15 protein-coding genes are annotated in these 20,287 nt (G+C 71.2%); 10 read left to right on the forward strand and 5 right to left on the reverse strand.

Annotation, left to right across the window (positions count from 1 at the left end):
* Positions 1–17 precede the first annotated feature (17 nt).
* The 4 genes from hemE (at position 18) to ABD811_RS34750 (ending at position 3,999) form a co-directional block, all read left to right on the forward strand.
* Positions 18–1,043: a uroporphyrinogen decarboxylase gene (gene hemE / locus ABD811_RS34735; protein ID WP_344956462.1), complete on the forward strand. Its 1,026-nt coding sequence runs from the start codon at positions 18–20 to the stop codon at positions 1,041–1,043.
* Between the two features lie 76 nt (positions 1,044–1,119).
* A complete protein-coding gene (gene hemG / locus ABD811_RS34740) occupies positions 1,120–2,655 on the forward strand; it encodes a protoporphyrinogen oxidase (protein WP_344956243.1) in 1,536 nt (511 codons plus the stop codon).
* On the forward strand, positions 2,555–3,259 hold the full coding sequence (gene hemQ, locus ABD811_RS34745; RefSeq protein WP_344956245.1) for a hydrogen peroxide-dependent heme synthase: 705 nt from the start codon (positions 2,555–2,557) through the stop codon (positions 3,257–3,259). Before hemG ends, hemQ begins: the two co-directional genes overlap by 101 nt.
* A gap of 110 nt (positions 3,260–3,369) precedes the next feature.
* The gene (locus ABD811_RS34750) at positions 3,370–3,999 is read left to right on the forward strand and encodes a hypothetical protein (protein ID WP_344956247.1); all 630 of its coding nucleotides are present in this window, start codon (positions 3,370–3,372) and stop codon (positions 3,997–3,999) included.
* Between the two features lie 57 nt (positions 4,000–4,056).
* On the opposite strand, the gene msrB is transcribed toward ABD811_RS34750, so the two are convergent.
* Entirely contained in the window at positions 4,057–4,458 is a 402-nt protein-coding gene (msrB, locus tag ABD811_RS34755; protein WP_344956249.1) for a peptide-methionine (R)-S-oxide reductase MsrB, read from the reverse strand.
* 104 nt (positions 4,459–4,562) lie between these two features.
* Here msrB and ABD811_RS34760 point away from each other — a divergent pair, with 104 nt between their 5' ends.
* Positions 4,563–5,621 carry a DNA polymerase domain-containing protein gene (locus tag ABD811_RS34760; RefSeq protein ID WP_344956250.1) on the forward strand — a complete coding sequence of 353 codons (1,059 nt, stop codon included), beginning with the start codon at positions 4,563–4,565 and terminating at the stop codon, positions 5,619–5,621.
* 427 nt (positions 5,622–6,048) lie between these two features.
* Positions 6,049–6,543: a hypothetical protein gene (locus ABD811_RS34765; protein WP_344956252.1), complete on the forward strand. Its 495-nt coding sequence runs from the start codon at positions 6,049–6,051 to the stop codon at positions 6,541–6,543.
* A 96-nt stretch (positions 6,544–6,639) separates the two neighbouring features.
* Here ABD811_RS34765 and ABD811_RS34770 read toward each other — a convergent pair whose 3' ends face one another.
* Positions 6,640–7,800: a hypothetical protein gene (locus ABD811_RS34770; RefSeq protein WP_344956254.1), complete on the reverse strand. Its 1,161-nt coding sequence runs from the start codon at positions 7,798–7,800 to the stop codon at positions 6,640–6,642.
* Between the two features lie 224 nt (positions 7,801–8,024).
* Between ABD811_RS34770 and ABD811_RS34775 the strand changes: the two genes are divergently transcribed.
* The gene (locus ABD811_RS34775; protein WP_344956255.1) at positions 8,025–9,032 is read left to right on the forward strand and encodes a hypothetical protein; all 1,008 of its coding nucleotides are present in this window, start codon (positions 8,025–8,027) and stop codon (positions 9,030–9,032) included.
* A 42-nt stretch (positions 9,033–9,074) separates the two neighbouring features.
* Entirely contained in the window at positions 9,075–9,578 is a 504-nt protein-coding gene (locus ABD811_RS34780; RefSeq protein WP_344956257.1) for a hypothetical protein, read from the forward strand.
* 146 nt (positions 9,579–9,724) lie between these two features.
* On the opposite strand, the gene ABD811_RS34785 is transcribed toward ABD811_RS34780, so the two are convergent.
* Entirely contained in the window at positions 9,725–10,540 is an 816-nt protein-coding gene (locus ABD811_RS34785) for a hypothetical protein (protein ID WP_344956259.1), read from the reverse strand.
* 579 nt (positions 10,541–11,119) lie between these two features.
* Positions 11,120–12,733 (reverse strand): CpaE/TadZ family protein, encoded by a 1,614-nt coding sequence (locus ABD811_RS34790; RefSeq protein WP_344956261.1) that lies wholly within the window; start codon positions 12,731–12,733, stop codon positions 11,120–11,122.
* Between the two features lie 147 nt (positions 12,734–12,880).
* Between ABD811_RS34790 and ABD811_RS34795 the strand changes: the two genes are divergently transcribed.
* Both ABD811_RS34795 and ABD811_RS34800 read left to right on the forward strand, forming a co-directional pair.
* Entirely contained in the window at positions 12,881–15,409 is a 2,529-nt protein-coding gene (locus ABD811_RS34795) for an ATP-binding protein (protein WP_344956262.1), read from the forward strand.
* 152 nt (positions 15,410–15,561) lie between these two features.
* Positions 15,562–19,446: a hypothetical protein gene (locus ABD811_RS34800; protein WP_344956264.1), complete on the forward strand. Its 3,885-nt coding sequence runs from the start codon at positions 15,562–15,564 to the stop codon at positions 19,444–19,446.
* Between the two features lie 120 nt (positions 19,447–19,566).
* Here ABD811_RS34800 and ABD811_RS34805 read toward each other — a convergent pair whose 3' ends face one another.
* Positions 19,567–20,136, reverse strand: a complete 570-nt coding sequence (locus tag ABD811_RS34805) for a hypothetical protein (protein ID WP_344956266.1) — start codon at positions 20,134–20,136, stop codon at positions 19,567–19,569.
* Positions 20,137–20,287 lie beyond the last annotated feature (151 nt).

Below are 20,287 nucleotides of genomic sequence, written 5' to 3' on the forward strand. Positions count from 1 at the left end.
AGGACGCTCCTTCCGGGCTGCAGGACAGCCCCTTCCTGAGGGCCTGCCGCCGCCAGCCCGTGCCGTACACGCCGGTGTGGTTCATGCGCCAGGCGGGCCGGTCGCTGCCCGAGTACCTGCGGGTGCGCGAGGGCGTGCCGATGCTGGAGGCGTGCGCCCGGCCGGACATGATCATCGAGATCACCCTGCAGCCGCTGCGCCGGTACGCGGTGGACGCGGCGATCTTCTTCAGCGACATCGTCGTCCCGCTCCGGGCGGTCGGGGTGGACCTGGACCTCAAGCCGGGCGTCGGCCCGGTGATCGCCGACCCGATCCGCAGCCCCGCCGGGGTGGACGCGCTGCGCCGGCTGACGCCGGACGACGTGCCGTTCGTCACCGAGGCGGTGCGGGGCCTGGTCGGCGAGCTGGGCGCCACCCCGCTGATCGGGTTCGCGGGCGGGCCGTTCACGCTGGCCTCGTACCTGATCGAGGGCGGCCCGTCGAAGAACCACGAGCACACCAAGGCCATGATGTACGGCGAGCCGCAGCTGTGGGACCGGCTGCTGGGACGGCTGGCCGACATCACCATCGACTACCTGAAGGTGCAGGTCGAGGCCGGGGCCAGCGCGGTGCAGCTGTTCGACTCCTGGGTGGGCGCGGTCGGCCCGCAGGACTACCGGGCCTCGGTGCTGCCGCACACCCGCCGCATCTTCCAGGCCCTGGAGGGCCTGGGCGTGCCGCGCATCCACTTCGGCGTCGGCACCGGCGAGCTGCTCGGGCTGATGGGCGAGGCCGGGGCCGACGTGGTGGGCGTCGACTGGCGGGTTCCGCTGGACGAGGCCGTCCACCGCGTCGAGCCGGGCAAGGCGCTGCAGGGCAACCTCGACCCGGCGCTGCTGTTCGCGCCGTGGGACGTGATCGAGGCGCGGGCCCGCGACGTGCTGGCCCGGGGCCGCACCGCCGAGGGCCACGTGTTCAACCTGGGCCACGGCGTGCTGCCCTCCACCGACCCGGACGTGCTGGCGCGCCTGGCCGACCTGGTCCACGAGGCGTCCGCGTCCTGACCCGAGGTGCGTCCCAGGGTGATCCCTGGGACGACCCTGCTGCCGGTTCGCGGAGACCATCTGGAATCGTGGAGGCATGACCGAGCGGGAGGCAAACGGGGGGCGGCCGCACGCCGTCGTGATCGGCGGCGGAATCGCGGGCCTGACGGCCGCACGGCAGTTGCTGCGCGGCGGGGCGCGGGTGACGGTCCTGGAGGGCTCGCCCGACATCGGCGGCAAGCTGCGGGTCAGCGAGGTCGGCGGGATCCCCGTGGACGAGGGTGCCGAGGCCATGCTCGCGCGCCGTCCCGAGGGCCTGGAGCTGGTGCGCGACCTCGGCCGGGCCGGCGACCTGGTGCACCCGGGGACGACCTCGTCGGCGATCTTCAGCCACGGGGCGCTGCGTCCCCTGCCGTCCGGGCAGGTCATGGGCGTGCCGTCGGACCTGGCGGCGCTGGCCCGCGCGCAGGTGCTGTCCCCGATGGGGCTGGCCCGCGTGCCGCTCGACCTGGTGCTCCCGGCCACGCCGCGCGGCGCCTCCGACGTGTCCGTGGCCGACTACGTCGGCGCCCGCCTCGGCCGCGAGGTGGTGGACCGGCTCGTCGAGCCGCTGCTGGGCGGCGTGTACGCCGGGCGGGTGGAGGAGCTGTCGTTCGAGGCGACGATGGCGTCGGTCGCGGTCGCCTCCCGCAGCCACCGGTCCCTGATCTCCGCCGTCCGCGGCATCCGGCAGGCCGCGCCCGGCAACCCGGGCCCGGTGTTCGCCACCCTGGCCGGCGGGCTGGGTTCCCTGCCGCACCTGGTGGCCGACGCGATCACCGCCGGGGGCGGGACGGTCCGCACCGGGGCCATGGTGCGCGGGCTGCGCCGCACGCCCACCGGGTGGCGGCTCACCGTCGGCCCGGCGCGCTCGCCCGAGTACCTCGACGCCGACGCGGTCGTGGTGGCCGTGCCCGCGGCGCCGGCCGCCCGGCTGCTCGCCGACGAGGTGCCCGCCGCGTCCCGGGAGCTGGCCCGCATCGACTACGCCAGCATGGCGATCGTCACGCTGGTCTACCCGGTGAGCGCGTTCCCGCGCCTGCCGCGCGTCAGCGGCTACCTCGTCCCGGCGGTCGAAGGCCGCGAGGTGAAGGCCGTCACGTTCAGCTCGGTCAAATGGCCGCACCTGCGCGAAAGCGCACCGGACCTGATCGCCGTACGCTGCTCCATAGGACGGTACGGAGAGGAGCACACGCTCCAGCGCTCCGACGACGACCTGCGGGCCGCGGCCGTCACCGAACTGGCCGTCACCTGCGGGCTGGACGAGCTGCCCATCGCCTGCCGCGTGACGCGCTGGGGCGGGGGGCTGCCCCAGTACAACGTGGGCCACGCCGACGTGGTGGCCCGGATCCGCGCCGCCGTCGCAGGTCAGCCGGGGCTGGCCGTGGCGGGCGCCGCGTACGACGGTTTGGGCATCCCGGCCTGCATCGCCACCGCCCGCGCGGCGGCGACCCGGGTGCTGGAGCATCTCGACAGTCGGGGAGAATTGAGTCATGGCAGCGACGGAGAAGGCGAGCAGGCCCAAGGCGCGGGACCTGAACCAGGTGATCCGCTACACGATGTGGTCGGTATTCCGGGTGAGGACCCCCGGTGAGGTCGCCGAGGGCCACGCCGCCGAGGTGCAGGACCTGCTCGACCAGGCCGCGCAGAAGGACGTGACCACCCGCGGGGTGTACGACGTGGCGGGCCTGCGGGCCGACGCCGACTACATGTTCTGGTGGCACGCCCCTAGCTCCGACGACCTGCAGGAGGTCTACGCCCGGTTCCGGCGCACCGCGCTGGGCCGCGCCAGCGAGCCGGTGTGGTCAGTGATGGCGCTGCACCGCCCCGCCGAGTTCAACAAGAGCCACATCCCGGCGTTCCTGGCCGAGGAGGAGCCGCGCGGGTACGTGTGCGTCTACCCGTTCGTCCGCTCCTACGACTGGTACCTGCTGCCGGACGAGGAGCGCCGCGCCATGCTCGCCGAGCACGGCCAGATGGCCCGCGGCTACCCGGACGTGCGCGCCAACACCGTCTCCTCGTTCGCCCTGGGCGACTACGAGTGGATCCTGGCGTTCGAGGCCGACGAGCTGCACCGCATCGTCGACCTCATGCGGCACCTGCGGGGCTCCAGGGCCCGGCTGCACGTCCGCGAGGAGGTCCCCTTCTACACCGGCCGCCGCAAGCCGCTGACCGAGCTGGTCGCCGGCCTTCCGTAATCCTCGTGCGCCCCGGGGCGGCGCGGCCGTGATCGGAGGCGACGACCGGAGGATCCCCCGTTGTCCCGTCTGGACGGAACGTTCGGCGAAGTGCCTGTAGAGTGCGGCCCGTGACCAAGGCTCCCCCGAAGCACGCCCGTGGCAGGCACGCCAAACCACCGTCCGAGCTGGCCGTCCGATGGGACCGGATGGTCAAGGAGGCGCTGGGGGAGTCGGGCAGACGCAAGCTGCGGGCGGCGGGGGCCGGGACGGCCTCACTGGCGCTGATGGGCGTGGCGGCCGTGGTCGTGATGTCGGCCACCGGCGGCGGCGAGGAGGCGCCCCGGGCCGCCGTCGCCGCCGAGCGCGGGACGGGCGCCCACGGCGCGACGCGCGCCAGGACGCCCGGCGCGTCCGCGTCGGCCGGCTCCTCGGCCACGGCGTCGGCGGGCGACCCCGACGAGGTGCCCGACGCGCTGCCGTACCTGCAGCGCAAGGACCCCGACAAGAAGATCACCAAGCATGTCGAGGACGTCCGGCGCAGCGGCGAGTTCCTGCGGGTCTACACCGACCTGGAGGAGGGCGACGAGAACTCCGACCCCGCCGTGTCGCTGTGCGAGTGGACCACCGAGTTCCTCGAGGAGGGCGGGGACGAGGAGCCCCGCGTGTTCGTCCACGGCAAGAGCGAGGACAACGGCAGCGTCGTGCTGGCCAACAAGCAGAACGACAAGGACGACTGCAAGGTGGGCGAGACCCGCTGACCCCGGCCCGGACGCGGCGGCGTGCCCCCGCCCGGGCCGCCGGGCAGGGGCGGGAGATCACTCGGCGGGTTCGAGCGTGAGGCTGATGCTGTTGATGCAGTACCGGTCGTCGGTCGGGGTGGGGTAGCCCTCGCCGTGGAAGACGTGGCCGAGGTGGGAGTCGCACGTCGCGCAGCGCACCTCGGTGCGCACCATGCCCAGGGACCGGTCCTCCAGCAGGGTGACCGCCTCCGACTTGGCGGGCTCGAAGAACGACGGCCAGCCGCAGTGGGACTCGAACTTGGTCTCCGAGCGGAACAGTTCGGTGCCGCAGGCGCGGCAGCGGTACACGCCCACCGTCTTGGTGTCGGTGTACTCGCCGGTGAACGGCCGTTCCGTCCCGCCCTCGCGGAGCACGTGGTACTCCTCCGGCGACAGCTGCGCCCGCCATTCCTCGTCGCTCTTGCGGATCTTCTCCATGCTTCGACGGTACCCGGGCGCGGCATGGGGTGACACGCCGCGTTCGTCCGGGTGAGGCGGTGCCTGGCCTGGGGGTTGTCGGTGGCGTGGGTTAGCGTGCCAGCATGGCCGCGCCAAGCATCCAGATCCCGGTGGGGGATCGTCTCGTCAAGGTGAGCAATCCCGACAAGGTCTACTTCCCGCAGCCCGGCTACACCAAGCGGCGGCTGGTGGAGTACTTCGTCTCCGTCGGGGAGGGCATCCTGCGCGCCACGCGCAACCGGCCCACCACGCTGGAGCGCTGGCCCGGCGGGGTGTTCGAGGGGGCCCGGCTGGCCACCCGCGACAACCCGCGCGGCGCCGACGCGTTCTACCAGAAGCGGCTGCCCAAGGGGGCGCCCGACTGGGTGGAGTCGGCGCGCATCGACTTCCCCAGCGGCCGGTCCGCCGACGAGGTGTGCCCCACCGAGGTCGCCGTGATCGCCTGGGCCGCCAACCTGGGCACGCTGACCTTCCACCCCTGGCCGGTGCGCGGCGCCGACGTCGACCACCCCGACGAGCTGCGCATCGACCTGGACCCCCAGCCCGGCACCGGGTTCGCCGACGCGGTGCGGGTGGCGCTGGGCCCGGCCCGCGACCTGCTGGACGAGCTCGGCTACACCGGCTTCGTCAAGACCTCCGGCAAGGCGGGCGTGCACATCTACGTGCGCATCGAGCCGCGCTGGACGTTCACCGACGTCCGCCGGGCGGCGCTGGCGTTCGGCCGCGAGGTGGAACGCCGCGTCCCCGACCTGGTCACCACCAAGTGGTGGAAGGAGGAGCGGGGCGAGCAGATCTTCATCGACTTCAACCAGAACGCCCGCGACCGCACCATCGCCTCGGCCTACAGCGTCCGGCCGCTGCCGCACGCCCCGGTCTCGGCGCCGGTCACCTGGGACGAGCTGGCCGACGTGGCGCCCGAGGACTTCACGATCGCCACGATGCCCGCCCGGTTCGCCGAGGTCGGCGACCTGCACGCGGCCATCGACGACCGCGCCTTCTCCCTGGAGCCGCTGCTGGAGATGGCCGACCGGGACGAGAAGGACCACGGCCTGGGCGACATGCCGTACCCGCCCAACTACCCGAAGATGCCCGGCGAGCCCAAGCGCGTCCAGCCCAGCAAGGACACCGACCTGCGCTCCTGACCCGCGTCCCGCCCACGCCTTACAACGTCAAGGGCGGCGGCTTTGACTCGTCAGGTGGATTGAGTGGTCAGTGGCGGTGGTCGCGGGACGGCGGCGGGAGAGGGGGCGGTGCCAGTAGAGGGGGCGGCGCCGGTAGAGGCCTGTCGCGGGTGAAGCCGGAGTGTGCCATGTCCTGAATTCGTCCGGCGGTCGGCGGGCCCGGCAATCCGGTGTCCCGATGTTGTTGCGGAGCGGCGCATCGGCAGGACGGTTCTCCCTGAACCTCAGGCCCCCCGCCTCGCTGGACACAGGCGTGGCCAGGAGAGGAGCACAGCGGGGTGGAAACCCGGGGCTGGGAGGTCTGCGACGCGGCGGGCTTATCCGACGGATCGACTCGTCGATCCGCGGCGGCGCACACTGTCGAACCCCCAGAGACGTGGAGAAGCCGATGCTGGAACTCGATAGAGCCGGGACTTCCCTGCTGGACGTCCTGTTCCCGAAGAGGACCGCACCGAAGCCTGTGGGCGGCAGGTACATCGGCCTGCCGGACGGGCGAGCCCTCCACCGGGTGCTGGCATCCGGCCGCGCGGGCCATTGGGCTTTGGTGACCGTGCACGTGGTGGAACTCGCGAGGCTCGACGACGAGCATGCCGTGAAGGTGCTGCGTCTTCTCGTCGGCCGCCTCGACGAGATCCTCAACGATGACGCGACGGTCTACCAGACCGGCGGCGGGCTCGCCGTACTCGCCGGCCCGGGTGACGACCGGTATCAGATGCGGCACGGCACTCTGCTGCTGCGGAAGGCGGTCATCCGCAAGCTCACCGAACCAGATCTCTCGTGCGCCGGTGTCCCCCCGCTCACTCTCACGTTCGAGGCGTCCACCGGCGAGCTGTCACGGTTGCGTGCGGGTGGCGGAGCACGGCGCCGCAGCGGGAACGTCTGAGACGGCCCGGCGCCGTCTCGCACGACCGGCACAGAGGTCAGCCGGCTTCGCAGAGGAAGCCGGCTGACCTGCCGGATACTGTCGCCGTCAGCGAGCTCAGGGGGTCGGCCGGGCGCCCTCCGGTTGCCGCGGGCGGGGTTCGGCCCGGTCGGGCATGGCGGCCAGGCCCGGCAGGCCGCCGGCGGCGGCGCGCAGGCCGGCGACGTGGACCCGCCCGAGGTCGCCCAGCATGATGTCGTAGGCGATGTCGCGCATGGCGGCCGGGCCGAGAGACGAGTGCATCATCCCGGCGATGGTCTCGATCAGCACCCGCTCGTAGGTCTCGAATCGCACCGAGCCGGCCACCGCCGGGTTCCACTCCAGCCCGTCGCCTCCGCCGAGATGGATCCGCAACCCGCCGGTCACCGGGTCCACATGGTCCAGATCGATCTCCCCGGCAAGGTGACCCCGGGCCGCCGGGGTCCCGTCGTCGGTGAACAGCAGCACCGGAACCGTGAAGGTCACGCGATCGGCCGCCTCGCGCGGCCGGGGCGTGGCGATGCCTCCCGGCGGGGGCGGGACCTCGACGTGGTCGAGCCCGGACAGCATCCGGAAGGTCGCCAGGTCGAGCACGCGGTTGAGGGCCAAAGCCGTCGCCCGGGTCACCGTCTCCGGTTCGCCGGGCTTGCGGGCCAGGTACCCGCCGAAGCCGTAGGCGATGACGCGCTCCCGGACGGGGGAGCGCATGAACACACGCAGCCGCAGGCCCGCGACCGGCAGTGCGAACTCGGCGTCCGTGTCGGTGATCTCGGACCGGGCGTATCCGTCCTCGGTCCTGGTCAGCTTCCCGGCCAGGCTCAGGCCGCCCTCGTTGTGCGCGCGGGTCAGCGTCAGCACGTACAGTTCGCCGTCCAGTTCGGCGATCACGTCGTCGCCGAGCACGGCCGACAGCGCGCGGGCGGTCTCGCTCAGCTCGTGCAGGGTCCTGCGGGGCATTCGCGGCCGCAGCACGTTCTGTGTGGTGGTCTGGCCGCCGAAGCCGGATTCGATGTGCTCGACCTCCCGCTCGGCCTGCCTGGCGGTGTAGTCGCGCAGGCTGAACGCCACCACCTCCTCGTCCGTCCGCACGCCACAGGTGGCCTTCAGCGCCTTCTTGGCGCTGAGCGGATAGGGGATGGCCTGCCTGACGTATCGCGTCGCATCCACGAAGACCGGGACGTCGTCGCCGAATTCGCGCCGGAGATAGAACTCTTCCTTCACCTGCGTGCTGGAAGTCACGTGCGCCTCTTCCGCATCCGGCCGCCGGCTGGGCGGCCGGCGGCAACGTCGTCGCCTGGCCGCGTCCGGCCCAGGCGTGGCACCGGTCGCCCAGGCCGGTGCTGCTTCCTGCGTTACCGTTTCGGGGCGGGCCTGATCGGCAAGTAACGGAAGACACCTGCGGGTCGCCCGTCGGCTGGGACAGTCATGCGTGATAGGACGGCGGCCGACCATTGGGGAGATCGATGTACAAGCTGACCGACTACCTGCTCGCCATCCGCACCACCGGCTCGCCGCCGGCGCCCGCGGGAGTCAAGACCGTCGACCTGGTCCCGACCGGGAGCGACGACGTGATCTCCGCGACGCTCGGCGGCCTGCGCGCGAGCGGGCTGACGGCCGCCGACTTCCGCTCCCGGGCGATCTTCCTCGCGCCCGACGGCCCCGCCGGCCTGGTGACGTACGCGGCGCTGTGCGGGTTCTCCGGCCGGCGCGTCGACGCCTATGCGGGAGGTACCGTTCTGGCGTTCTCCCGGCTGGGCGACGACGGTGCGTCCTTCCCGGATGCCGGACGTCCGTCCGAGTTCCTGCTGTGGGCCCAGGTCGGGGGTCCGGTCGCGGACGGGATCCCCACCGTGCACCTCGGCTCGGCCGGGCAGGAAATGGTCAGCCCGCAGGCCGCCACGGTGATCCGGTACGCGGCGCGGCTGCGCATGGTCCCGCCGGACTCGGCCAGGGACGCGCTGGCGATGTTCGTACTCGTCGCGGCTCTGCGGCGGCGGGCGGACGACCGGTTCCCCTTCCTGTCCACCGGAACCGAGCCTGTCCCGGTCGGCAAGAACGCTCCGGACCAGGGGATCGACCTGGAAAGGCTCCGGCAGGAGGCGGTGCGGTACCGGCAGGAACTGCGCATCGCGCGCAGAGGCGCCGACATCGTCCCGCCGGTCCCCCTCTCGCCGCACGACCGGCGGATCGCCGAAGCCAACGGGGTGGACGTCCGGACGCTGCTCCGTCGGCTCGGTTCCTCCGCCGACGAGGAGGACATGTGGCACTGCCCGCGTCCGCGCCGGCACAGTAACGGTGACGAGCGCCCGTCGATGAAGGTGTACGAGAACGGCAGGGCCAGATGTCACCGCTGCGACGCCGAGCGGATCGGGCCGGTCCGCCTGGCCGTCGACGTGCTCGGAGTCACCCCCGACGAGGCCGCGAGCTTCATCCTGGACTCCGATCGCGTGGTCGACCCGCGTGCCGCCTGAGCGAACGCCGCCGATCGGCGGGCTACCCGGTGAGGAGATCCGATGACGCGATCACAGGACCGCCCGAACATGGTCCTGCTGACCGTGAACGGGCGGGACATGGGCCTGATCCACCGCAGCGTGCTGGACCGGGTGGCCGAGATCGCCGACCGGCTGGGCTGCCGCGGCGCCATGGCGCTGGGCGGCCCGCCGGCCTCTTTCGCCGGCGCCGACGTGGCGCGACTGCGGCGTGACCTGGACCAGGTCATCGCCTTCGCGGACGCCGCCCGGCGCACCGGCTGGACGCTGGGAGACATCGCCGTGGCCCCCGGTGAGCAGCCGGAGCCGGTGCTGGACACGCCCCAGGGCAGGCTCTGGGCGCATCCTGTCCGCGGGTTCGAACTGCACGGGGCCGACGGCGTGCGGCGGGTCACCGAACTGGCCGAGCCGCGCGGGACCGCTCGGCGAACCCCGCTGGCCCGTCTCATCACACCACTGGCCGAGGCGGCGGCCCGCGCCCAGGTGCTGGAGGTGCACCAGCGGGAGCACCGGGCGCTGAACACCTGAGCGGACGCGTGTGCCGAGCGGCTGTGCGGGCGCGGACACCGAACGTCTCGTCGGAGGTGGGCACGGGTGCGGGCGCCGCTCGCCGGAAATGTGGCGGGCGGCGCCCGGCGCCTTTCGCGAGCGGGCCGCCGCCGCGGCCCGGGTGGTCAGGTCAGCGGCGTGAGCCTGCCAGGGGCCGCGGACGGCCCGGAGACGGCGAACCCCAGTGCCGTCGGAATCCGCGTCTCCGGGTTGGCGATGAGGGCGCCGACCTGGCCCGCCGCCGCCATCCCCTCCGCCACCGCCCCGGGGCGGACGCCCACCACGTAGTCGGCCTCCATGGCGTTCGCCGCGGTGACGCACCCCGTGGGCAGCGTCGCGTACGCCCCCAGGTAGACCCGGCTGCCGACCGGTATGAGCGAGGCGAGCGCACGCACCACGATCCGCGCGGCCGGTCCCGTCACGGTCACCGCTCCCATGCCCTCGAGTGTCCGCCTGACCTGTGCGAGCTGCTCCTCAGTGAGAATCCCGCCGGCGAGGAGCGCGGTCGCGTCGAGGCCCGTGCCGCTGCGGCGGCTCACCACCACCGAGCCGCCGATCCGCGAGACGACCGCACCCGTCCGCTCCCGTGACGCCTTGATCGTCTCGATGGCCCGGCGGGCCGTGGCCAGGTTGGGGAACCCGGGGACCTGGTACACGCCGTGCCTGCCGCAGACGGTCACCTCGGTGCCCTGGATGTGCACCTCGTCGACGCGCTCGTCGCGCCACAGCTCACCGAGCATGTGGCTGCCGCTGAGCACGTCGTAGACCCGGCCGGCCATCGCCCGGTCCCCGTCGGTGTAGTGGGTGAGGACCTCCATCCAGATCGCGGCCATCCGCGGCCGGAGGGACTGCGCGATCCGCTCCGCGGCGACCCATACCGGCTCCGTCGCAGGCGGGAGTCCCGGCCCGTCCGGATCCGCGGGCTCCTGCGCCTTCGGCATCGCCACGTCCGCCGGTGCCCCGGCCTGTGCCGGAGCCTGTGCCGGGGACGGCGGGGGCGCCTGCGTTGGAATCTGCGCCGGGGGCCGGGTCTGTACGTGGGCTTGTACGTGGGCTTGTACGGGGCCCTGTGCTGAGGGCTGCGCCGGAGGTTGTGCTGGGCCCTGTGCGATGGGCTGAGCGGAAGGCGGGGAAGGCTGCTGCGCTGGGGGCGCCTCGGGTGCCGTCTTGCCCTGTGGTGGCGTGGCTCCGGTGGCCTGACCAGGGGCGGTTCCTGCGACCGAGTCCCAGGACGAGAACAGCGAAGCCCATTCGTCCTCTGCCCCCGGCTGCGCGGCCTTCGGCTCGGGTGAAGAGGAGGCCGCCGCCCCGGCCACCGCCTTCCGCTCGGCCGGGGCGGGGGGCTTGTCCTGCGAGGCCTCGGCGTCCGGCGGGTACTCGACCTCCGGGGTGACGCCCAGGGCCGCCCAGAAATCCCACCCCGCGGCGGGGGCCTGATCAGCCGCCATTTTGATCATTTCCTTCCGTACGATCGTGCGATCCGTGCGACTGGTGAGAGATGTGCCGGTCAGGGGCGTCGATCATCGGGACCCCAGGCCGAGCAGTCTCCGCAACCGGCCGTTCTGACCGTCCGCCGGCGCCGGGGCCGTTTCGAACACCGGGTCCGCGGTGACGACCCGCAGGATCTCGCGAAGCGTCGCCGCCAGCTCCGGAGCGGCGCGCAGCGCGCCCAGCCGGCGATCGTTCGCCGCCTGCGTCCATTCCCGGTCGTCCGGGATCAGCCCGACGAACCGCCATCCGGGCAGCAGGTCCATGACGTCCTCCGGGCCGCAGCCGACGTCGGCGCGGGCCCGGTTGAGGATCAGCGACAGCTTCTCCGGGGCGACGCCGCCGCCCCGGGAGTGCTGCGGGAGGGTGATCGCTCGCAGCCAGGAACGGGCGGCCTCCAGCGTCACCCGGTTGGGTTCGACGGGAACCAGGATCGCGTCGGCCTCGGGCAGGATCAGGTCGGTGAACGTGGTGTGGTAGAGCTCGGCGACCGGCGTGTCGACGAACACGAAGTCGAACGCCGTTCGCAGCACCGCCAGGATCCGCCGGTACAGCGCCGAGTTGATCAAGGCGGGGTCGGCGTTGACGACGTCCGGTGGCCCGAGCAACGCGTACAGGCCGATGTCGGGGACGTGCGCGAGATGGTTGCGCACCGTCTGTGCCGAGAGCGTTCCGCTCTCCCGGAGCAGGTCCAGGATCGTGGGGGACTCCAGGTTGAGGTAGCGGGCGACGTCGGCCTGCTGGAAGTTGGTGTCCATCACCACCACTGTTCCGCCGCGGCCGACCGTCTGAAGGTGCTCGGCCGCATGGACCGCCAGGCTCACGGTCGTGCTGGTCTTGCCCACGCCGCCCTTCGCCGACGCGACGGCGATGACGCGGCCGGCCGCCGGTGCCGCCGTCGCGGCCGGCGGCCGAACGGGCGCCGCCGGCGGGCCCGGCCAGCCGTTCGAGGAGGCCGGGGAGGACGCCGCACCCGTGTTCGGTTCGGACACGGGCGCGGAGTGCGGCTCCTGCCCCGAATGGGGCGTTGCCGGGGGGTGTGGCCCTGGCTGGGACCGCGGGCCATCCGGTGCGGCGTGGAGGCTCGTCCCTTGCCGGGGGGCTGACGTGTCCCGGCGCCCTCGTTCGTGCTGGGGCCATGGCGCGATTTGGGACCAGGACGTGGGCTGGGCCCCCGATTCGGGTTGAGGCCCTGGGGACGGCTGGGCGTGTTCGGCGGGCTCTGGGGCCGGGGCCGCGGCGGGGGCGGGGGCTGCCGCGGCGGGCGGGGCCGTGGCCTGGGGTGGCGCCGATTCGGGGACACCGAACATCGCCAGCAGTTCCGACAGCCTCAGTTGCCGGCCGGTGACCCGCACCCTCGGGTCGAAGACATCACCGCGCTCGGCGAAGAAACCGTGCACCAGCACGGTGAACCCGCTGCCGGCCAGTCCGTTGGCCAGGACCGTCACCCCGGCACCGGGGACGTCCTCGACGAACCCCGGCGCGAACAGGAACGCGGCGGGGGGACTGACCCGCCCGCTCTTGGACAGGGCGCGAAGTTCCGCCGCGGAGGCGGCGTCGAACACCGCGGGGAACCGGCCGGTCTCCCGCAACTTCAGCGCGACGCCCGGGGCCCCCGCCACGACGAGGTTCGGGGCAGTTGCCATCACAGTGTCCTCAGAGCTCTGGTTGTCGACCGGCCGACGAGGCGACCGGAGTCTCCTAGTCCGACTGTGCGGACAACGGCGGCTGCCGCCAGCCATGAATGCCGGACTGTCTCCCGGAGAGCTCACACAACCTGGGAGATGACACGCATGGTCAACCTGAGGGCCACGTTCGGGCGGCTCACCGGGGCCAGCCGCGCAGGTCGTTCCGAGGCCGACACCGCCACCATGTGGACGACCCCGTACGCATGGCGGACCGCCGACGGCGTCTACGTCGGCCACAACGGCGAGGTGTGGATGTACCGCACCGTGCGGCTGTCACCGATGAAGTGGGAGGACCCCGAGCAGCAGCTGTCGCTGGCCGCGCCGCTCGCCCGGCTCCTGGACGACCTCGGCGGGACCTCGCGCCAGCCCATCGGCGGCCTGGCGACCCTGTCCAACAACCGGCGTGTCCACCTGGTGTCGATCACCTGGGACGACCTCGTCACGCCGCCGAGGGACAACACCGAGATGCTGCGCGCCTACCAGGCGGGTGCCTTCGGGTTCCTGGCGCCCAAGCGGGTTCTGTTCGTCGGCGTGCAGCTGCGGTCGTCGCTGCGGGACCAGGCGGCGAAGGCCGACCGGCGCTCCGGCGGCGGCATGTCGATGTTCAGGTCGCTGACCGAGCTGGTCAAGGAGTCCATCGCCGAGGACGTCCCGGACCTGGCCCCCTACCAGCGGGATCTCGAACTCGTCACGTCCCTGTTCGACCGCGCCGACGCGCAGCCGCCCACGCGGCAGGAGCTCGACCAGCTGGAGTCCTGGTACAACCTCGGGCGCGGCCCGGACGCGGTGATCGAGGAACTGCCCACCCGGCTGGCCGTGTCCGGCGTCGGGGAGCTGGAGATGTCCGCCGTCATGCGCTTCGAGCAGCCGATCATGCCGTCCCCGTACGCCCAGTGGGCGCTGGAGGCGATCAGCCACCCCGGCGACGCCCCGCACGTCGTCTCGATCCGCGCCGAGCTGGAGCCGCCGAACCTGACGCGGGCGCGGGCCCGCCGGGCGCAGCGGCGGATCATGTCGAACATGGAGGAGGAGCGCAAGACCCAGGACCTGGAGAAGGTGGAGCTGTCGGAGACCTACCAGCAGGCCAAGGAGGTCGAGGACTACCTGGCGGGCTCCAGGCAGCCCATGCTGGCCAACTGCAGCTTCGTCATGGCGCGGGAGGTCACCGACGCCACCGAGACCTACCTGGACTTCCTCTCCCAGAACTACGGGATCCAGATGAAGCCCCTGGAGCACCGGCAGATCCAGGCGCTGGAGGAGACCCTGCCGTGCTCCTCGGTACGGGTCAACCCGTTCCTGCAGGACGTGAACGTGCCGATGGTCTCGCACGCCGGACTGCAGTCGTTCTCCCATCTGGGCGACGACACCGGGGTCTTCGGCGGGCTCATCGACCCGGACGGCACCCCCTTCTTCGTCGACCCGCTCGGCGCCCCACGCAAGAACCTCCCGCCCGTCTTCGGGATCTTCGGTGATCCCGGCAGCGGAAAGACGTTCTTCGCCCAGTCCGTCGCCGTGCAGTCCGCCCTCAACGACCTGCCGGTGATCTTCGTCAACCCCAAGGGCGGCGACTCGCTGTACGGAATGGTGGACTACGCCCAGGGGCTGGGCGTGCCCAGCGGGCGGGTGTCCATGTCGGCACTGGAGGACACCCCCGGCGCCTTCGACCCGTTCCGGTACGCGCCGCCGACCATCGCGGCGGAGATCGCCAACGTGCACATCCTGTCCGCGCTGGACGACTACCGGGACGGCCTGTCGCTGCCGGAGCGGCTGGCCCTCGGCTCGGGCCTGAAACGCGGTGCCCTCAACGGCGCCCGCTGCGTCTGGGAAGCCCTGCAGTACGTCCCCGGTGACGAGGCGGAGCGGCTGCGCGGCCTGATCGAGCAGCAGATGGAGGCGTCCAGCATGTTCTCCCTCGGCATCGCGCTCCGGCCGCTGCCCCGCCTCGACGTCCAGCAGCGGCTGACGCTGGTCGACTTCGACCGCGACCTGGGGCTGCCCGAGGGCAAGACCCCGAGCGAGTACTCGGCCTCGGAGCGGATCGCGCTGGCGGCCGTCCGCCTGGTCATCCGGGCGTCACTGGAGATCCTCATCGCCAACCGGTCCGGCGTGCTGATCGTGGACGAGGCGTGGACGTTCCTGTCGCAGGCCGAGGGCCTGGCCTCGTTGCAGCGCATCTCCCGGGAGGGCCGGTCGCTGAACATCCTGCCGGTGTTCCTCACCCAGCGGATCGCCGACGTGGTGACCAAGGACCTGGAGTCCTACCTCAGCCGGGTCCTGGTGCTCAAGTTGAACGAAGCCAGGGAGGCGGAGACGGCGTTGAGGCTGTGCGGCCTGGAGCCGACTCCCCGGCGGCTCGCCGAGATCCGCGAGTTCGGCCCGCTGCCGCCGGAGGGCGACCGGCCGGCCCGCTGGGCGCGCGGCATCTTCCGTGATCTGGTCGGCCAGCACGCCCAGGTCGTGCTGGGCCCCACACCCCCCGCCGCCGCGGCGGCCTACAGCACCAACCCCGAGGACCGCCGCAGGCGTGAGGAACGGCGCCTGGCCCTGGAACGCGCCGAACGGGCCGAGCACGACGCGGCGGTGTTCGCCGCGGCCTCGGGCCAGGAGGGAACGGATTCATGGCTCGTCGACTGAGGCGACCGACGCGGCGTCCGGCGCCCGCGCGTACGCCGCGCTCCGCGCGGCTCCGCACCGGCGCCCCGTCCGGCTCCACACGGCCGCGGCCCTCGGGCCCGCGACCTTCGAGACCGCGGCCTTCGGGACCGCGGCGTGGGCTTCAACTGCTGGTGTGGGCGCTCGCGCTGACGGTGTTCTGCGGGCTGGCCGTGCTCTCCGGGCACACCGTCGGATCCGGGTCCGGATCCGAGAAGACGGCCTCCGGAGCCGCCGGAGCGGCCACGCCGGTATCGGCGGCTCCCGGTTCGACGGTCACGGGCTCCCCGGCCACCACGGATACGGGGGGCCACGTGGTCGCGGCCCCCATGGCCCCTCCCGACGGCGAGTCGACCGACAACGGCTGGGAAGAGCTCGAGGTCGAAGAGAATGGCTGTGCCGCGTACAACGAGAAGCGGGACTTCCTGCCGCTGAACCGGTGGACCTCCCTCAGCCTGCACACGGTGGACAACGCCTGGATCCTCAAGACCCGGCTGTTCATCTCGATGATCGCCAGCCTGATGTTCATGGCGGCGGGGCTGGCCTGGCGGATCATCGGCACGCTCATGGGGTTCGGTTACTCGTTCGACATGATCTGCAGGGCGGCCGATCCGATCAACTCCGTCGTACGGAGCTTCTCCCTGTACGCGTCCTGGTTCCTGATCCCGGCATGGCTGTTCGTTCTGATGGCGGCGGTCAAACGGTGGACCGGAAACCAGCGGAAGGGGCCCGCGTCCGCGATGCGCATGATCATGGGGTTTCTGCTGGCGACGGGGACGATCTTCTTCATCGGCGACCAGTCCGACCAGCACCGGGACGACCCGACGGCGGCGTACACGGTGCCGTGGATGGCCAAGACGGTGCAGGGCTGGTTCGGCAGCGCGTCGGACTCGCTGTACGACCTGCAGAAGATCGGACGGTTCGACGACGGCGCGGAGACGAACCCGGTCTTCTATGACACCAAGCCGAAATGGGCGGGCAAAGTCACCTGTGCGGCTCTCGACAAGGCACTGTACGACCGGTATATGTCCGACAACGGGGACAAAACTTCGCTGGGCCTGTCGGGCAGCCAGGCGATGGTGCAGGTGAGCAAGATCTGGGAGATGTCGCTCATCCGTTCCTGGCAGACCGCGCAGTTCGGTGAGGGAACCGAGAAATATCCCTCTCCGGCCCATGCGTCCTGCCGTCAGCTCGAAGCCAACTCCAGTGTGCACACGTTGCAGAAACTGGCGGCCTACGACCTGTCGACCGGCAACGAGATCGGCACCACCACGACCGAGATGCCGCGCGGGTTCTACCTCGATCCGCCCGGGGACGAGAAGATCATCATGGTCGCCTGGGGTGCCTGCAAAGGGAACGACGACGGGCGCGGCAGCAACCACACGATCCCGCAATGGGACAAGGCCAAAGACGACGACCTGGATGACAAGTCGGAATCATGCGGGCACCTCTACAGCAGCGCACCCACGGTCGATACCGGCGACATCTGGTCGTTGAGCCGACTGCATGACGGGGTCGACACCTTCTATTTCAACGGCGGTGATGAGCTCGACGACAAGTTCGGCGAGTGCTACACGTCCGAGGAAGCCTGCCGTTACAGTTATAAATTCGTCAGTGCCTGGCTGGGGGCCAATCAGGTCGATCGGCTCACCCAGGGCCTGATGTCGTTGATCGTCGCCTTTGTCTTCCTGTTCGTCCTCGGTCCGATGGCGATCGGTATGACGGTCTCCGGCGTGGGACTGGCGGGTCTTGTGATGATTCTTCCCATGACGTTGCTGTTGCTGGGCATGGGCCTGCCGCAGGGCATGAGACTGCTCCGGCTCACCGGTGCGGCGGCGGCCGGTGACTTTCTCTTCACCATGGGCCTGACATTCCTGACGATGTTCACCGACACCACTTATCAGGCCATTCATGCGACCTTCGGCGATTCCACTCCGAACTTCTTCGAGCAGATCGCGCAGGGGGCGGCTCCGCTGGTGGCACTGTTCCTGTTCCGGAAGATCAGCAGGATCCTCGGCATCGGCGACATCTCCACCACGACCGGGGCCGTGGGGTTCGCCGCGGCAGCGGTGCTGAAGAGCAGCGGCGACCGGAGGCTGGCGCGCAACTCGGACCGGCAGTTGTCCCGCGGACTCGGCCGGCTCGGGATGGGCCGGATGCGGCTGGGCGCCCTGGACGAGCGGTCGCTGCAGCGGCGAATGATCAACAACCGGGCGACGCGTGGGATGACCAGAGCCACGGGACGAGGCGTGCGGAGGGCCACCCGGCCGCTCACCGACTGGGTGCGGGACAGGTACGACGCCAGTCGCGCGGGCTTGCGAAGGGGCACCATGGCCCTGCAACGCGGAGCTGTGTCGGGATCGCCCGCACAGCGCGCCGCGGCGTACACCGGGCTGACCGCGGGCATGGCCGGGCTGACGATGCTGGCGCCGCCCGCCGTGCTGGCGACGCTGCCGCTGATGGCCTTCACCGGCGGTGCAGCGGCCCTGCGCGGCGGCCAGGCCATGTTCGGCGGCGGGCGCCGCGGATCCGGTGCGGGAGGCGGGGGGGCGGGCCTGAAACCGGGTGCGGCGGCGGGGATGCCGGTGGCCAAGAGCTGGCGGGCGGGCCAGCGACAGGCCGATGACTGGCACCGCAACATCATCCGGGTCAGCGATGACGAGGAGCGCGAGAGGCTGATCAGGGAGCACACCCTGGACGGGCTGAACATGCTGCGCGCCCGGCAATGGGGTGCCGCGCACGCCGATGGCCTCAACCCGGAGTTCACCGGATTCGCCAACGACGAGGAGAAGATGCGGGCGCGCGCCGAAATGGCGAGGAGGATGGGGCTGAAGCCCGACCAGATCATGATCGGCGACCATGGCCTGGCCATCCCCGTTCCACCGCGGTTCGACCGGACGACCGGACGGGTGGTGTACCCGGAAGACATGACCGTCGATGACTTCGCCACCAACCCGTACAACTTCTTCGACCCGTACACCCTGCAGCGCAAGATGGTAAACGGAGTCCCAGAGAACGACGACCAGTTCATCGCCCGGCTCGCCGCGCAGGCGCGGGAACGCGGCTACATCAACGACAATGGCGAGTACATCAACGTACTGGCCGCCCACGGAATCGACACGAGCCGTCCCGAGGTGCGGGAGCGGGTGGCGCACTTCATCAGCGGGGGCACGGACGAGGAGATTTCCAGGATCACCATCACCGCTCGCCGGTCGGAGGACACCGCCGTAAGGACGGCCCGGGAAGAATGGGCCCAGGCGGAGCTGCCGGGCACCGATATCCGCCGGCAGCGTGACATGGAGGCGGTGCACAGAGTGGCGGAGGCCGCGCAGCGCGAGATCGGTGACTTCCGGAAGATCCGGGTGGAGATGCCGGACGGCAGTTCCGGGACGGCCGAAGAACTCCATCTTCGGCTTGAGCAGGACCTCACCAGACTGATGAGCGTCGTTGCGGAGGTGCAGGATCTTCATGATGCGAATGCCGCGGGGTTCGCGGGCGACTTCCCGGCGGAGTTCGAACGGCTGACCGGCCTGCAGCAGGAGGTCGCCGCGAACATCGACCGGCTGAGCGCGCAACTGCGCGACGCGGTCGACGCGTCCGCGTCGGCGCGCGGCGTCTGCGATCTGCGGGTACGACTCGCCGATCCGAGCACCGTCATGGACACCGAGGAGCTGGAACGGGTCGCCGAGCAGATCACCGCACAGACGCGGCGGGCACAGCAGGACTGGCACGAGACGATCGAGAGGCTGGCCGGCTCCATCACGCGGACGCCCCACACCACAGCCGACACCGATGCCCTCATCGACGCCCTCGACGAGTTCAGGGACACGATCAGGCGGCGCGTCGACAGCGAGGAACGGGACAACAGGGAGGTGTTCGACAGGTTGGAGGACATGCGGCAGTCCCTTGAGAGCAGCCGGCGGATGACCCAGATCGACCCCCGGCTGACGTCGAGCCGTCCGGTCGACATCCGTCAGTTGTTGAGGGAGATGTACGAGCGTGAGGTCACCAGGAACTAGCGTGCGGAATCCGGTGAGCCGGACCCGGTGATCCGGACAGAGAACCGGATATGAAACCGGCCTCCACCCCGGTGTGGGGTGGAGGCCGGCCGGATCGAACGAGTCTTCCGGGAGGACTCGCTATTCCGGGCAGACCACGTATTCCGGGTCCGTCGGGCAGGTGCCCAGCGGATGGTCCTCGGCGTAGTCCGTGAGCGCCTGCTTGAAGGCCTTTTCGGAGCTCTGCGTCCACTTCTTCGACTCGGTTGCGGCGAAGGCGCGGTCCACAGTGAGAACACCTTCGTTGAGAATGCCCGTGATGGGCCCGTCCTGGTCAAGGCCGTCGAACCGGAACCAGTTGCCGCTGCTCCGGCCGGTAAAATGCCTCCTGTCCCTGACACCTGGACGAGGCAGGCCGCCCGGCTTCCCGGACTCCTCGGAGAAGGCGACCAGAATGTACTGGCCATCGATGTACCCCGAGGAGCCGGAGACGGTCAGCCGAAGCTTCCTGTGCTCCTCTTCACGTATGAGGGTGAAGATGTACGTCTGAGAGGAGGCCTGGTTCTTCCCAGGAGTACCTCCCGTGGGGTCGTCCTGACCACTGGTCAAGGCCCCGGCCAGCAGGGCCACGACCACGCCCAGTACCGTCACGACGGGGCCGAGGACGGTCAGGATTCGCCGTCGCGTTTCCGGCTTCGCGCGCAGTTTCACGGTCAGTTCCTTCCGCTACGAAGGCGCGCGGGACCGGATCCTTGAACCCGACCCCTGTGCGCCGCCTGACAAGACGTCTACAGGGCCGGGTTCGGCTCTGTTTGTGTGTGCCGGTCAATTCTCGCCCAGACCGCCTCGCTCTCGCAATCGG

This window comes from Actinomadura miaoliensis (assembly GCF_039536785.1).
Lineage (GTDB): Bacteria > Actinomycetota > Actinomycetes > Streptosporangiales > Streptosporangiaceae > Spirillospora > Spirillospora miaoliensis.

Bases quoted from the DNA above. Each gene is read 5' to 3' on its own strand.
- ABD811_RS34765 (WP_344956252.1), top strand. From the start codon at position 6,049: ATGCTGGAACTCGATAGAGCCGGGACTTCCCTGCTGGACGTCCTGTTC.
- msrB (WP_344956249.1), bottom strand. From the start codon at position 4,458: ATGGAGAAGATCCGCAAGAGCGACGAGGAATGGCGGGCGCAGCTGTCG.
- hemQ (WP_344956245.1), top strand. From the start codon at position 2,555: ATGGCAGCGACGGAGAAGGCGAGCAGGCCCAAGGCGCGGGACCTGAAC.
- ABD811_RS34780 (WP_344956257.1), top strand. From the start codon at position 9,075: ATGACGCGATCACAGGACCGCCCGAACATGGTCCTGCTGACCGTGAAC.
- ABD811_RS34760 (WP_344956250.1), top strand. From the start codon at position 4,563: ATGGCCGCGCCAAGCATCCAGATCCCGGTGGGGGATCGTCTCGTCAAG.
- ABD811_RS34795 (WP_344956262.1), top strand. From the start codon at position 12,881: ATGGTCAACCTGAGGGCCACGTTCGGGCGGCTCACCGGGGCCAGCCGC.
- ABD811_RS34785 (WP_344956259.1), bottom strand. From the start codon at position 10,540: ATGCCGAAGGCGCAGGAGCCCGCGGATCCGGACGGGCCGGGACTCCCG.
- hemG (WP_344956243.1), top strand. From the start codon at position 1,120: ATGACCGAGCGGGAGGCAAACGGGGGGCGGCCGCACGCCGTCGTGATC.
- ABD811_RS34790 (WP_344956261.1), bottom strand. From the start codon at position 12,733: ATGGCAACTGCCCCGAACCTCGTCGTGGCGGGGGCCCCGGGCGTCGCG.
- ABD811_RS34775 (WP_344956255.1), top strand. From the start codon at position 8,025: ATGTACAAGCTGACCGACTACCTGCTCGCCATCCGCACCACCGGCTCG.